The sequence below is a fragment of the Halomonas borealis genome, assembly GCF_004798905.1.
Taxonomy (GTDB): Bacteria; Pseudomonadota; Gammaproteobacteria; order Pseudomonadales; family Halomonadaceae; genus Halomonas; species Halomonas borealis.
On record NZ_SDMO01000010.1, the window covers coordinates 55051 to 69592 of the forward strand.

The following is a 14542-nucleotide window of genomic DNA, read 5'->3' on the forward strand; positions in this document are numbered from 1 at the left end:
GGGTCACCTCCCTCGAGCAGTCACCGGCGCCTCCGGCATCGATGCAGGCGATTCTAACGCAAGGCAACCGCCTCCGACACCGCCACGCCGCCAGGCCGCCGAACGCTCGGCCTCGAGCCGCTCGTCTGCGCCCAGCCATAGCGTCACGGCGCCATCCTCGGCGGTGCTCCACAGGCAGCTGCCGAGCCGTCGGAAGCGCCTCACGACCGCCGGGGCGGGGTGACCGAAGCGGCTATGCCGTCCCGCGCTGAAGATCACCTGAGACGGTCGGGTGGCCGCCAGGAAAGCCGGGTTGGAGCTGGTCCGGCTGCCATGGTGCCCGGCCACCAACACCGTCACCGGCCCGTTCAACCGAGGGATCAGCGCATGCTCCACCCGGGCCCCGGCATCGCCGCTGATCAGCAAGCGCTGCGCCCCCACCGAGATCAACAGCACGCAGGAGCGATCGTTGTCGGACAATCCCGTCGCGCCGGCGGGTGGCCAGAGCACGCGGAAGTCCACGCCATCACGCCGCCAGCGTCGCCCCGCCACGCAGGGCTCGGTCGCCACCGGCAATACGCTGCCCGGCGGCGCCAGGTAACGCCCCACCGAATGCGCGGCGGCCAACGCGTGAAGCCCGCCGGCGTGGTCGCGGTCGTCATGGCTGACGATGACGTCGTCGAAGCGCTGCCCCGCGGGCCACAGCGAATCGAGCGGCATGAAGCCGGAGGCGAAACGCGGCCCGGTATCGATCAGTGCCCGATAGTGGGTGGTGCGCAGCGCCACCAGCTGCCCCTGGCCCACATCATGGATGCGCACGCGCAGCTCGCCCTGGGCCGGCAGTGGCGGCGTCACCGACCAGACCCCGAGGGCCAGCAGCAAGCTGCCGACCAGACGCAGCCGCAGCACCAGGCCCGGCAGCGACCACAGCAGCCCACTCAGGATCAGCCCCGCCCCCAGCGCCTCGGCCACAACCGCGGGCGGCTGCCAGAGCGGGGCGATACGCACCGCCACCCCGAGCCCGGCGGCGACGCCGTGGGCCAGCATCCCGAACACCTGCCAGATGCCATCGGCTAGCGGCGGCGCCCAGGACACTGCCCAGCCCGCCAGCCCTAGCGGCACCATCATGCTGCCGACCCAGGGTACCGCCACCAGGTTGATCAGTGGCGCGGCCGGCGCGAGCCGATCGAAGGCCAGCAGCACCGCGCCGGCCATCACCGGCGCCAGCAACAGCTGGCTGCGCACCAGGGCCCATAGCCAGCCGCGCCACCCTCGCGGCCGTGGCCGGCCCTGCCAGATCAGGATCAGCAGCGCCACGGCACCGAACGATAGCCAGCTCCCCGGGCGCCACACCGCCAGCGGATCGAGGATCACCACCAGCGCCAGGGCCAACCACCAGGCCTGCCAGGGGGCCGGCGCATGGCGCCCGCTGGCGGCCCAGAGCCCCACCAGTACCATGATCATCGCGCGCATCGCCGGCGGCTCGAGGCCGGCGAGCCCGGCATAGGCCACCGCCGCCGCCCCGGCGCACCACCAAGGCCAGATCGCCATGCGCCAGCGCCCCGGTGACAGGCCCCGCGACAGCCACCGCGCCAGCCACAGCGCGACGCCGGCCACCAGCCCTACATGCAGCCCGGAGATCACCATCAGATGCGTCGTGCCGCTGGCGTTGAGCAGCGCCCAGTCATCCTCGTTCAACCGCTCACCGGCGCCCAGCGTCAGCGCCGCCAGCCAGCGCGTCGTCAACGGCGCCAGTGCCTGCGCATCGAGCCGCGCAAGCGCCCAGCGGCGTGGCGAGACACCCGCGGCCTCCAGGCGCCGGGGCGGCGGCGCCTCGCGCACATAACCGGTGGCCTGGAGGCCCTCGCGGCGCAGCCAGGCGCGATAGTCGAAGGTATCGGGATTGGCGAAGCCCGCGGGCGGTCGCAGCCGAACGGTCAGCCGCCAGCGCTCACCGGCGACCATCGCCGGCGCCCCATAGGCGTTCAGGCGGATGCGCGACAGCCGATCGCAGCCGGGCAGGCCCGCCGCGCGTGGGCGACACCCCGCCACCGCCAGCCGCAAACGCGTCAGGCCATCCTCCCGGGCCACCGAGATCAGACGCCCCTCTACCGTCAGGTCCTGGCGGCTGAGCCCGGCGGGGAGTTCGCCACCCCGTGTCCAGCCGAGCTCCCAGGCGACCAGCACGGTCACCGACAGCAGCAGCACGAGACGCCAGCGACGGGCCGCCAGCCCTATCAGTAGTGCCAGCCCCAGCGCCTGGAGCCAGGCGGCTTCTGCGGCATGGCCGACGAATGCCCCCGCGAGGGCGGCAAGCGCGAGCGGCTGGGCCAATCCTGTTGCCATGGGCATCATCCCGGAACGGCCCGCCCGACGAATCAGGCTAACCAGGCAACGACGCGTTGATCGGCGCCATGGCGAGGGGGCGGGCTTGTATGGATAATAGCGCGCATATCGAAGCCGCGAGCCCATCGTCATGCCGCGTCGTCTCCTGCAACGCTACTTACCCCATCCCGAGACGCTCAGGCGCCAGCGCTCCCTGCGCTTCTTGAGCCACCTGATCGGTAATCCCTCGCTGTGGATGCTGTCACGGCGCAGCGTGGCCAACGCTTTCTTCGTCGGCCTGTCCTGCGCTCTGCTGCCGATCCCCTTCCAGATGGCACTGGCCGCGCTGGGCGCCTGGGCGCTGCGCGCGAACCTACCGCTGTCGGTGAGCCTGGTGTGGATCACCAACCCGCTGACCATGCCGCTGATCTTCTACGGTAACTATCGGCTGGGGGCCTGGCTGCTGGAACTCCCTGCCCGCGATGCCCCCACGAACCTGTCCACCGAATGGGTCACCGAGCAGCTGCTTGACGCCTTGCCGGCGCTGGCGACCGGTTCGCTGGTGGCGGCCATCCTGGCCGGAGGGCTGGGCAGCCTGACGATTCGTCTGGCGTGGCGCTGGCAGGTCTCGCGCAGCTGGAGGCGTCGGGCGCGGCGCCGCCGTGACCGGCTGAGCGACCGCGCCTGAGCGAAGGGGCGGAGTGGATGGGGGGCGGAACGCGCCTCAGGCGGCGGGCGCGTCCGGTGTCAGGCGGCCGGCATCGAGGCGCAGCACCCGATCCTGGTGGGCGGCCAGCCCCGGATCATGGGTCACGATCACGAAGGCGCAGGCGGCGCTGGCGGAGAGCTCGTCCATCAGCGCCAGGATGCTGCCCGCGGTGGTCTGGTCGAGGTTGCCGGTGGGCTCGTCCATCAGCACCAGGCTCGGGTCGGCGACCAACGCCCGGGCAATAGCCACGCGCTGGCGCTCGCCGCCGGAGAGCTCACCGGGCTTGTGGGCGGCCCGTTCTGCCATGCCCACACGCTCCAGCAGCTTCAAGGCCTTGGCCTCGGCATCCCGCTTGCGCTGCCCACGCACGATCAGCGGCAAGGCGGTGTTCTCCACCGCCGTGAATTCGGCGAGCAGGTGATGGAACTGATAGACGAAACCGATGTGCTGGTTGCGAAAGCGCCCCAGGGCCGCATCGCTCAGGGTGTGCAACGCCTGGTCGGCGATACGCACCTCGCCATGGCTGGGATGATCGAGCCCGCCCAGCAGGTTGAGCAGGGTCGTCTTGCCGGAACCGGAGCTGCCGACCACCGCCACCCGTTCGCCGGCGCGCATCTCGAGGGTCAGATCATCGAGCACGGTGATATCGCGCGGCCCCTCGCGATAGACCCGGGTCAGGCCGGCACACGACAGCACCACCTCGCGCCGGCCGGCGTCACCGGCGCCATCCTGGGTCATGACGGAATCATTCATAGCGGAGCACCTCGGCAGGCTGAACCCGGGCCGCTCGCCAGGCCGGGTAGAGGGTCGACAGGAAGGTCAGCACGAAGGCCGCGGCGACGATCTGGCCCACATCGGACCACAGCAGCTGCGAGGGCAACTCGCTGATGAAGTAGACGCCGGCATCGAGGAAGTGGATGCCGAAGGTCGACTCGACGAAGGCGAGGATATCGGAGACCGTCAGCGCCAGTAACACGCCAAGCCCCACCCCTATCAATATGCCGATCACCCCGATGGCCAGCCCCTGGACCATGAAGATGCCCATGATCGAGCGTGGCGTGGCGCCGATGGTGCGCAGGATGGCGATATCGGCATGCTTGTCGGTGACCACCATCACCAGCGTCGAGACGATGTTGAAAGCCGCCACGGCGATGATCACCGTCAACAGCAGCGCGATCATGCGCTTCTCCATCTGTATCGCCTGGAAGAGATTACCCCGGGTGTAGGTCCAGTCCATCCCGCGATAGCCGGCACCCAGGTCGTCGATGATCGAGCGCGTCACGCCGCCGGCCTGGAAGAGATCGTCGAGTTCCAGGCGTAGCCCGCCCACGTCATCCCCCATGCGCGCGAGGGTCTGCATGTCGGCGATGTTGGCGTAGGCCAGGTTGGCGTCGAGGTCCGCCCCGACGCTGAAGATGCCACTGACGGTGAAGCGCTTGAGGCGCGGGAAGACGCCGGCGGGGGTGATCGAGGCCTCGGGCACCAGCAGCGTCACCCGATCGCCGACCGTCACCCCGAGCCGCTGCGCCAGCATCGAGCCGAGCACCACCTTCCACTCGCCGGGTTTCAGGTCATCGAGGCTGCCCTGCTCCATGTGTTCATCGACGATCGAGACACGCTTTTCCCAGTCGGGCTTGATGCCGGTCACCATGGCGCCATTGTTGCGCCCCCCGGACGAGAACATGCCCTGCTGCTGAATATAGGGCGCCGCTCCGATGACGTGTTCGCGCTGCATGAGACGATCGGCCAGCGGCTGCCAGTCGGTGAGCCCCGAGGGCACCTCGATACGGGTATGCGGCACCATGCCCAGCACCCGTTCGCGCAGCTCGCGGTCGAAGCCGTTCATCACGGACAGCACGAGGATCAACACCGCCACGCCGAGGGTCAGGCCCAGCATGGAGGTCAGGGAAATGAAAGAGATGAAGTGGTTGCGTCGCTTGGCCCGCACGTAGCGCAACCCGATCAGGAGAGGCAGACGATCCAGCATTTGAGCGTTCCTTGTCGGCGGGCGGTCATGGTACGTGTTTTTGGCCACGCCTGCATCGGGGGGAAGCGTGCCTTGCACGATGACTGCACCCTGCGAGGAAGACGCCGCATGGCGGCGTGTCTGGACGCACGCCGGGCCTTGCATCCCGGCTCGACGCCGCCTACATTGCGCCGACCCCCCCACCGAGGAGGCCCGCCATGGCCCTCTGCCTGCTCCCCGAATGGCACCCTCAGGAAGCCGTGCAACTGACCTGGCCGCGCCCCGACGGCGACTGGGCGCCGCTGCTGCCGCGTCTCGAGGCAACGCTCGAGACGCTGGTCGTGGCCATCACGCGCTATCAGGCCGTGCTGATCGCCGTTCCGGACGCCGCCACCGCGTCGCGGCTGACGGCGGCCTTCGACCGGCGCGGCGTGCCCGCCGAGCGCCTGTACCTGAGGGTCGCCGAGGCCGACGACACCTGGGCCCGCGACCACGGGCCGCTGACCATCGAGCGCGACGGTGAACTCGTGCTGCTCGACTACGTCTTCACCGGCTGGGGAGGCAAGTTCCCGGCCGCCCGCGATAACAGCCTGACCCGGCGGCTGGCCGCGGCCGGCACCTTCGCCGCGCCGCTGGTCTCCCATGAGCTGGTGCTCGAGGGCGGCGCGCTCGAGAGCGACGGCCAGGGCACCCTGCTGACCACCGAGGCGTGCCTGCTCAACGCGAACCGCAACCCGCATCTCGACCGCGAGGCGCTCGAGTCGAGGCTCGCCGAGCAGCTCGGCATCGAGCGCGTGCTGTGGCTCACCCACGGCCACCTGGCAGGCGATGACACCGACAGTCATGTGGACACCCTGGCTCGCTTCTGCGATGCCTCCACCATCGCCTACGTCCGCTGCGATGACCCAGCCGACCCGCACCATCCCGAACTTGCCGCCATGGAGCAGGAGCTGTGCGCGCTGCGACGCGCCGACGGCGAGCCCTATCGGCTGATCCCGTTGCCCTGGCCCGCCCCCTGCTTCGACGCCGAGGATGGCCGCCGCCTGCCGGCCACCTACGCCAACTTCCTGATCATCAACGGCGCCGTGCTGGTCCCCACCTATGGCGACGCCGCCGATACGCGCGCCCTGACGGCCCTGGCGGGCGCCTTCCCGGGGCGCGACATCGTGCCCATCGACTGCAGCACCGTGATCCGCCAGCATGGCAGCCTGCACTGCCTGACCATGCAGCTACCCCGCGACACCCTGGCCGGGGTGCGCCACCGCGAAGGAGAGACCCCATGAACCCGACCCTCAAGGTCGGCCTGGTCCAGCAGCCGGCCTGGCCCGACAAGGCCAGCAGCCTGGCCGAGAGCGAGGCCGGCGTCCGCGAGCTGGCCGCCGCCGGCGCCCAGCTGGTGATGCTGCAGGAACTGCACACGACACACTACTTCTGCCAGCATGAGGATACCGCGCTGTTCGACCTCGCCGAGCCCCTCGACGGCCCCAGCGGCCAACGGCTGGCGGCGCTGGCCGCGGAGCTCGACATCGTGCTGGTGGGGTCATTGTTCGAACGCCGTGCGCCGGGCCTGTGCCACAACACCGCCGTGGTCTACGACGGCGCGCATGGCCGGGTCGGGCACTATCGCAAGATGCATATTCCCGACGATCCGGGCTTCCATGAGAAGTTCTACTTCACACCGGGCGACCATGACCCGGCCCGCGACGAAGGCTTCCAGCCCATCGACACCTCGCTGGGTCGGCTGGGCCTACTGGTGTGCTGGGACCAATGGTATCCCGAGGCCGCGCGACTGATGGCGCTGGCCGGGGCCGACCTGCTGCTCTACCCCACCGCCATCGGCTGGGACCCCCAGGATGACGACGACGAACGGCGACGCCAGCAGGACGCCTGGACGCTGATCCAGCGCAGCCATGCGGTGGCCAACGGGCTGCCGGTGGTGGTCGCCAACCGGGTCGGACACGAACGCGACCCTTCCGGGGTCGGCCCGGGCATCGACTTCTGGGGTGGCAGCTTCGTCTGCGGCCCCCAGGGCGAACTGCTCGCCCACGCCGGCCAGCAGGCCGAGCGGTTGCTGGTGACGCTGGACATGCGGCGCGGCGAAGCGGTGCGGCGCCTCTGGCCCTACCTCAGGGACCGTCGCATCGATGCCTACGGCGACCTGACGCGGCGCTATCGGGACTGACTCGATGGGGCGAGGCGTAAGGGACACCTCGAACCTCGAACCTCGAACCTCGAACCTCGAACCTCGAACCTCGAACCTCGAACCTCGAAGGCAACATAAAGAAAACCGCCCCAGGCATGTGCCGTGGGGCGGCTTGCTCTTCCCGCTTCCAGCCGCGAAGCGGCGCTCTTCAAGCTTAACGCTTCACTTCCAGAAATCGCGGATCGAGGCGATGCCCTGGGCCCCGACGGCACGCGCATGGTTGGCGTCGAAGCGTGTCATGCCGCCCAGCGCGAAGACCGGCATGCCGGCATGCTCGACCAGCTGCTGGAAGTCATGCCAGCCGATCGGCGCCACTTCCGGATGCGACGGCGTGGTGCGCAGCGGTGACAGGGTGACGAAGTCACAACCGATATGCCGCGCCTGATCCAACTGTTGGCGATCGTGGGTCGAGGCCGACAACCACTTGTCCGCGCTCAGCGGGCGACGCTCGAGGCTCATCAACCGTGCGCTGGTCAGGTGGATGCCGTCCGCGTCGACTTCGTTGTGCAGCTCGGGCTCGCCATTGAGCATCAGCCGCGCGCCGTGCCGGCGGCACGTCGCCAGGGCCTGCTCGGCCCGGCTCAGGTAGTCTTCACGCGACAGCGACTTGGCCCGCAGCTGTACCAGACGCACGCCATCCTCGACCAGGGCTCGCTCCAGCCGCGATTGAAACGCCGACTCATCCTCCTCTTCACCGGTGATCAGGTACTCGGTGGGCAGCATCACCGCCCGCAGGATCGGCACGTTGGCCGCCGGGAAGGGATAGTTGAACAGCTCCGACATCGGCACCCAACGCACCGCCTGCCCCTCGCGTCCGAAGGGCTCACCGGCGAAGCCGCGGACCTGCCAGACATCGAGCAGAATATGCTTGTCGGCGTACTCGTGATGGATGCGAATCAGCGGCTGGGCGCGACGAATCTCGATCCCCAGCTCCTCGTGCAGCTCGCGCTTGAGGGCCTCGAAGCCCGTCTCATAGGGCGCCAGTTTGCCGCCGGGGAACTCCCAGAGGCCGCCGTGATCGACGTTCGACGGGCGCCGAGCGAGCAGCACCTCCTGACCATCGGCGCTGATGATGGCGGCGGCCGCCACATGCACCCTTCTCTTCACCATGACGTTCATTCACCTTATCCCACTTGTCCTCGCGAGCGATGCCACGAGGGATTGCTCTGTTCGATGCGGGCCAAAAATCCCGGCCCCCGCGGCGTTCAGCTGCGGTAATCGGCGTTGATGGCGACGTATTCCCGGGTCAGATCCGTGGTCCAGACGGTGGCGCTGCGCTCGCCGCGCCCCAGGTCGATGCGGATCGCGATTTCCTCGCGGGCCATCACCTCGCTGCCGGCCTGTTCGCTGTAGCCGGCGGCCCGGCCGCCGTTCTCTACCAGGCGAACCTCACCCAATTCGATGACCACCCGATCGACGTCGAAGTCTTCCACGGGCGCCCGCCCCACGGCGGCGAGGATCCGCCCCCAGTTGGCGTCGCTGGCGGCAAGCGCCGTCTTGACCAGCGGCGAATGGGCCACGGTGAAGGCCACGTCCAGAGCCTCCTGGCGCGAGACCGCACCATCGACCCGCAGGCCGACGAACTTGGTGGCCCCTTCGCCATCACGCACGATGGCCTGGGCCAGCTCGACCATCAGCCGCTCGAGGGCCTCGCGGAACACGGCGAGGCGCCGCTCGTCGTCGATGGCCGCTCCACGGCCGGTGGCGATCAACAGGCAGGCATCGTTGGTCGAGGTGTCACCATCCACGGTGATGCAGTTGAAGGAGCGCTCGACGCTCTCCCGCAGCAACTCGTCCAGCAGCGCCGGGGCGATGGCCGCATCGGTGGCCACGAAGGCCAGCATGGTGGCCATGTTGGGCTTGATCATGCCCGAGCCCTTGCTGATGCCGTTGAGGGTGACGGTCTCGCCACCCAACGAGACCGTCACGCTGGCACCCTTGGGGCGAGTGTCGGTGGTGAGGATGCCCTCGCCCGCCGCGGCCCATCCCGCCGTGCCCTCATCGAGGCCACGCAGCGCCTCGGGCAGGCCGCCCAGCAGGCGCTCCATGGGCAGCGTCTCGCCGATCACCCCGGTGGAAAACGGCAGCACGCGTGAGGCATCCACACCGGCGATCCCGCCCAGCTCGGCACAGGTCGCCCGGGCATCACGCAGGCCGATCTCGCCGGTGCCGGCATTGGCGTTGCCGGTATTGATCACCAGATAGCGTGGCGCCTCGCCACTCAGGGTGCAGGCCGCCAGATGCTCGCGGGCCACGGTAACCGGGGCCGCGCAGAAGGCGTTACGCGTGAAGCTACCCGCCACGGCGGCGCCCTGGGGCACCTCGATGACCACCAGATCGCGGCGATCGGTATTCTTGATGCCGGCCCGGGCCGTGCCCAGGCGCACCCCATCGATCGCCGGCATCTCGGGAAAGCTTGCTGGGCCCACTGCCATTGCGTGTCTCCTGTCGGTCAGCGTGGCGAGGTTCGCACCTCGCCCCTTCACCGCAACCTGTTAACTGAGTTGGCCGCAGCATTGCTTGAACTTCTTGCCTGACCCACAGGGGCAGGGATCGTTGCGGCCCACCTTGGGGCCCTCCCGACGCTGGGGCCGGGCCTCGCCGGCCGCCGCCTCATCGGACGCAGTGGCCTGCGACTCGGCGCCCTCGGGGGCATCGTGGCGGCTGGCGGCCGCTGCCTTCTCGCGCTCCAGCGACTCGCGGCGCTGCTTCTCCAGGGCCTCGACTTCTTCGGGCTGGCGTACCTTGACGTGGCTGAGGATGCGCGTGACATCGGCCTTGATGTTGGTCAGCAGGGTCTGGAACAGCTCGAAGGACTCGCGCTTGTATTCCTGCTTGGGGTTCTTCTGGGCATAGCCGCGCAGATGGATACCCCGACGCAGGTGGTCCATGGACTGCAGATGCTCCTTCCAGCGAGTATCCAGCACCTGCAGCATCACCTGCTTCTCGAAGCGACGCATCAGCTCGGCGCCGGCGATCTCGATCTTCTCGTCATAGGCCTGGCGGTGCATCTCGTGGAGATGCTCGCGCAGCTGCTCCTCGTGGAAGCGCTGATCGTCTGCGGCCCACTGCTGCACCGGCGCTTCGAGGTTGAACTCGGACTTGAGATGACCTTCCAGCCCCGCCAGGTCCCACTGCTCGGGCAGGCTCTGGGGCGGCACGAACTCGCTGATCGCCTCGCCGAGCACCTCGGCACGGATGCCGATGACGTTTTCCGAGACATCCTCGGCGCCGAGGATGTCGTTGCGCTGCTCGTAGATGACCCGACGCTGGTCGTTGGCCACGTCGTCGTACTCGAGCAGCTGCTTGCGGACATCGAAGTTGCGGCCCTCGACCTTCTTCTGCGCCCGCTCCACGGCGTTGGAGACCATCTTGTGCTCGATCGCCTCGCCTTGCTCCAGGCCCAGCGCCGACATCATCTTCTGCACGCGCTCGGAGCCAAACAGCCGCATCAGGCTGTCCTCCAGCGACAGGAAGAAGCGCGTCGAACCGGGGTCGCCCTGACGCCCGGAGCGACCACGTAGCTGATTGTCGATGCGCCGGGACTCGTGGCGCTCGGTCCCGACCACGTGTAAGCCGCCGGCGGCGAGCACCGCCTCGTGGCGCTCCTTCCATTCGGCCTTGAGACGCTCGATCTGCGCCTCGTCGGGTGATTCGAGCTCCGCGGCCTCGGCCTCCCAGTTGCCACCCAGCACGATGTCGGTGCCACGGCCCGCCATGTTGGTGGCGATGGTGATGGCCCCCGGGCGACCGGCCTGGGCGATGATCTGCGCCTCGCTTTGGTGCTGCTTGGCGTTGAGCACGTTGAAGCGAATGCCCGCCCGCTTCATCAACTCGGCCAGGTACTCGGAGGTCTCGATGGAGGCGGTACCCACCAGCACCGGACGACCGGCCTCGGTCTGGACCTTGACGTCCTCGATGATGGCCTCGAACTTCTCCTCGGCGCTGAGATAGACCAGATCGTTCTGATCGTTGCGCACCAACGGCCGGTTGGTGGGGATCACCACCACGTCCAGGCCGTAGATCTGGCGGAATTCGAAGGCCTCGGTATCGGCGGTGCCGGTCATGCCGGACAGCTTATCGTAGAGACGGAAATAGTTCTGGAAGGTCGTGGAGGCGAGCGTCTGGCTCTCCCGCTGGACGGTCACGCCCTCCTTGGCTTCCACCGCCTGGTGCAGGCCTTCGGACCAGCGCCGACCGGGCATGGAGCGGCCGGTATGCTCATCGACGATCACCACCTGGCCCTCGCTGACGATGTAGTCGACATCGCGCTGGTAGAGGTGGCGGGCACGCAGCGCCGAGTGCATGTGCTGCAGCAGGTTGAGGTTCTGGGCGGCGTAGAGGGACTCCTCCTCGCCGAGCAGCCCTTCGCCACGCATCAGCTCCTCGACACGGTGGTGGCCGCCCTCGGTAAGTTCCACCTGCTTCTGCTTCTCGTCGAGGGTGAAGTCGCCGCTCTCCGGATCCTCCTCGTCGCTGCAGACCTCGAGGTTGAGCGCCAGCCGATCGACCACCTTGTAGAGATCGGTGTTCTCGTCCACCGCCCCGGAGATGATCAAGGGCGTCCTCGCCTCGTCGATCAGGATCGAGTCGACCTCATCGACGATGGCGTAATGCAGGCCACGCTGGACCTTCTCCTCCAGGGAGAAGGCCATATTGTCGCGCAGATAGTCGAAGCCGAACTCGTTGTTGGTGCCGTAGGTGATGTCGCAGGCGTAGGCCGCCCGCTTCTCCTCGGGGGTCTGACCGGCATAGATGGTGCCGACGGTGAGGCCCAGGAATTCGTAGAGCGGGCGCATCCAGTCGGCATCGCGGCGCGCCAGGTAGTCGTTGACCGTGACCACGTGGACGCCCTCGCCCGGCAGGGCGTTGAGATAGACGGACAGGGTCGCGACCAGGGTCTTGCCCTCGCCGGTTTTCATCTCGGCGATGCGGCCACCGTTCAGGGTGATGCCGCCGATCATCTGGACGTCGAAATGCCGCATGCCCATGATCCGCTTGCTGGCCTCACGCACCGTGGCGAAGGCCTCGGGCAGCAGGACATCGACGGTTTCATCGCCGGCCAGACGTTCACGAAAGTCGCCGGTACGGGCCTGGATCGCGGCGTCGTCGAGGGTCTCGAGTTCCTTCTCGAGGGCGTTGATGCGGGCCACACTACGACCCATGCGCTTCACTTCACGGTCGTTCTTGGAACCGACGACCTTGCGTAACAGATTGTTGATCATGAAGAGTCCATCACTGCGGGTGCTCAAGGCCGGGCATCGTGCCCGACCGCTCGTCGTTCAGGCGATAAGCACCCGCGGCGGCCCGCGGCGGGTCAGGACATCATGCGCCGCCACGGCGCACGGTGGGGGAGCGATGGTCGCGTGCCGGATCGCCAGCCGCCCGGCGCGTAGAACAAGCGACTCGACCGGCCAACGGCGGCGAGCGCGCCGCCGTGCCTGGAGGCGCGAACTGGCCCGGATCAGCGCCGGCGCCAGGATGCAGACCTGAATGACCCGCTCGACCGGGGTCGCCGTGCCGATCGGCGACAGTCCCGCCGGCAGCAGGCAGCCTACTAGCAGCCCGGCCAGCCACCAGCGCGGCACACGACGCTCCGGCACCCGGCGCGGGGCCTCGACCACCGAGACATCCTCGGCGGGAGCGATGGGTGCTGTCTCCGCGGTAAGGCTGGCCATGCTGTCGAGGGACTCCCGTGCCTGTGCTAGGCTCATGCGTTCCAGGGCCGTCGACGCGACGGTCGACGAGTACCGACCCTCGAGCCGGACCCCGAGAATCAAGCTGATGAGTATAAAGGTTAAGCGGTGGCGAGCACAGCCCATGACCCAGGTGCTGAACGGCCGGGGTGAACTGGGCAACCTGATGCGCCGGGCCCGGCTGATCGACCAGGCCCAGCAGCATCTGCGCGAGCACCTGCCCACCGAACTCGGCGAGCATGTGTTCGTGGGAGGCTTTCATCAAGGACGGCTGACGGTCATCACCGACCGCGCCGTATGGCTGACTCGGTTGCGCTACGAGCAGTCACGACTGCTGTCGTTGCTCCACGAGCTGCCGGGATTCGCCGCCGTGACCGGCTTCGATTTCAAGGTGCGCCCGGTACGCCCGGCCAAGGTGCCTCCACGTCAGGCACGCCACCTTCCGGCCCAGGCCGCCGATGAGCTCTCTAGCTGCGCCGCCGACGTCGACGATCCGCGACTCAAGCGGGCACTGGAGCGCCTCGCCTCGCATGCCGAGCGCGAGCCGTAGGCCGAACAACAACCTAGGCTCGCCGCTCTCACCGCTTGCACAGCCAAACGCCCCGCAGGCTCACTGCGAGGCGTTCTTGCTTCAAGCTGCCAGCCGCGAGGCGGCGCGCCTCCGATTCAACCCTGCCGGCGCAACCGGACGGTCAGGCCATGGCCGGAGCGGCGTAGGAGATAGGCGCCTTGGCGGTGTCTTCCTCGAAGGTGACGATTTCCCAGGCACTCTGATTCTCCATCAGCGCGCGACATAGCTGGTTATTCAGCGCATGGCCGGACTTCACGCCACGGAACTCGCCGATCAGGCTGTACCCCAGTTGATAGAGATCGCCGATGGCATCCAGCACCTTATGCTTGACGAACTCGTCATCGTAGCGCAAGCCACCCTCGTTCACGATCCGGTAGTCGTCCACCACGATGGCGTTGTCGAGGCTCCCGCCCAGCGCCAGATTATTGGAGCGCAGGTGCTCGAGGTCGCGCATGAAACCGAAGGTGCGAGCCCGGGACACTTCCTTGACGAAGGAGGTCGTGGAGAAGTCCACCACGGCACTCTGCTTCTGGGCCTCGAACACCGGATGATCGAAGTCGATGGAGAAGGAGACCTTGAAGCCCTGATGCGGCAGGAAGATCGCTTCCTTCTCGCCGTCGCGCACCACCACTTCCCGCTTGATGCGGATGAATTTCTTGGCGGCACTCTGCTCGGCGATGCCGGCCGACTGGATCAGGAACACGAAGGGACCCGCGCTACCATCCATGATCGGCACTTCGGGAGCGCTGACGTCGACATAGGCATTATCGATGCCGAGGCCGGCGAGCGCCGACATCAGGTGTTCGACGGTCGCCACCTTGACGCCATCCTTGGACAGCGCGGTGCACAGCGTGGTGTCGGTCACGCTGTCGGCACTCGCCGGGATCTGCACCTCGGGATCCAGGTCGGTGCGCACGAAGACGATACCCGTGTCGACCGGCGCCGGCCGCAGGGTCAGATAGACCTTCTTGCCGGAGTGCAGGCCGACGCCGGTGGCGCGGATGACGTTCTTGAGTGTGCGTTGTCTGATCATGGGCAGTCGCCAGGCAGTCGGTAATTATCAAACACCGTTCACTATAACACCAAACGCACG

Annotated in this window: 12 protein-coding genes; 4 read left to right on the plus strand and 8 right to left on the minus strand. The window is 68.0% G+C overall.

Annotated elements, in window-relative coordinates:
* Positions 1–3: 3 nt before the first annotated feature.
* On the minus strand, positions 4–2325 hold the full coding sequence (locus ETC07_RS10930) for a DNA internalization-related competence protein ComEC/Rec2 (protein ID WP_136248554.1): 2322 nt from the start codon (positions 2323–2325) through the stop codon (positions 4–6).
* 130 nt (positions 2326–2455) lie between these two features.
* Between ETC07_RS10930 and ETC07_RS10935 the strand changes: the two genes are divergently transcribed.
* Positions 2456–2992: a DUF2062 domain-containing protein gene (locus ETC07_RS10935; protein WP_136248555.1), complete on the plus strand. Its 537-nt coding sequence runs from the start codon at positions 2456–2458 to the stop codon at positions 2990–2992.
* A 36-nt stretch (positions 2993–3028) separates the two neighbouring features.
* Here the strand turns inward: ETC07_RS10935 and ETC07_RS10940 are convergent, their stop codons facing one another.
* Entirely contained in the window at positions 3029–3766 is a 738-nt protein-coding gene (locus ETC07_RS10940) for an ABC transporter ATP-binding protein (RefSeq protein WP_136248556.1), read from the minus strand.
* Positions 3759–5000, minus strand: coding sequence for a lipoprotein-releasing ABC transporter permease subunit (locus tag ETC07_RS10945; protein WP_136248557.1), 1242 nt, complete (start codon positions 4998–5000; stop codon positions 3759–3761). Before ETC07_RS10945 ends, ETC07_RS10940 begins: the two co-directional genes overlap by 8 nt.
* A 197-nt stretch (positions 5001–5197) precedes the next feature.
* Here ETC07_RS10945 and ETC07_RS10950 point away from each other — a divergent pair, with 197 nt between their 5' ends.
* Together ETC07_RS10950 and ETC07_RS10955 are read left to right on the plus strand one after the other, a co-directional pair.
* Positions 5198–6262, plus strand: coding sequence for an agmatine deiminase family protein (locus ETC07_RS10950; RefSeq protein WP_136248558.1), 1065 nt, complete (start codon positions 5198–5200; stop codon positions 6260–6262).
* The gene (locus ETC07_RS10955; protein ID WP_136248559.1) at positions 6259–7161 is read left to right on the plus strand and encodes a carbon-nitrogen hydrolase; all 903 of its coding nucleotides are present in this window, start codon (positions 6259–6261) and stop codon (positions 7159–7161) included. Before ETC07_RS10950 ends, ETC07_RS10955 begins: the two co-directional genes overlap by 4 nt.
* Positions 7162–7344: 183 nt before the next feature.
* On the opposite strand, the gene ETC07_RS10960 is transcribed toward ETC07_RS10955, so the two are convergent.
* The 4 genes from ETC07_RS10960 to ETC07_RS10975 form a co-directional block, all read right to left on the minus strand.
* Positions 7345–8292, minus strand: a complete 948-nt coding sequence (locus tag ETC07_RS10960; RefSeq protein ID WP_136248560.1) for a Nudix family hydrolase — start codon at positions 8290–8292, stop codon at positions 7345–7347.
* Between the two features lie 95 nt (positions 8293–8387).
* Complete coding sequence (gene argJ / locus ETC07_RS10965) at positions 8388–9617, minus strand: bifunctional glutamate N-acetyltransferase/amino-acid acetyltransferase ArgJ (RefSeq protein ID WP_136248561.1); 1230 nt, start codon at positions 9615–9617, stop codon at positions 8388–8390.
* A gap of 60 nt (positions 9618–9677) precedes the next feature.
* On the minus strand, positions 9678–12407 hold the full coding sequence (gene secA, locus ETC07_RS10970; protein WP_136248562.1) for a preprotein translocase subunit SecA: 2730 nt from the start codon (positions 12405–12407) through the stop codon (positions 9678–9680).
* 57 nt (positions 12408–12464) lie between these two features.
* Positions 12465–12896, minus strand: coding sequence for a hypothetical protein (locus ETC07_RS10975; RefSeq protein ID WP_240724627.1), 432 nt, complete (start codon positions 12894–12896; stop codon positions 12465–12467).
* 106 nt (positions 12897–13002) lie between these two features.
* Here ETC07_RS10975 and ETC07_RS10980 point away from each other — a divergent pair, with 106 nt between their 5' ends.
* Positions 13003–13428, plus strand: a complete 426-nt coding sequence (locus ETC07_RS10980) for a DUF721 domain-containing protein (RefSeq protein ID WP_136248563.1) — start codon at positions 13003–13005, stop codon at positions 13426–13428.
* 142 nt (positions 13429–13570) lie between these two features.
* On the opposite strand, the gene lpxC is transcribed toward ETC07_RS10980, so the two are convergent.
* Positions 13571–14482 carry a UDP-3-O-acyl-N-acetylglucosamine deacetylase gene (gene lpxC / locus ETC07_RS10985; RefSeq protein WP_136248564.1) on the minus strand — a complete coding sequence of 304 codons (912 nt, stop codon included), beginning with the start codon at positions 14480–14482 and terminating at the stop codon, positions 13571–13573.
* Positions 14483–14542: the final 60 nt, after the last annotated feature.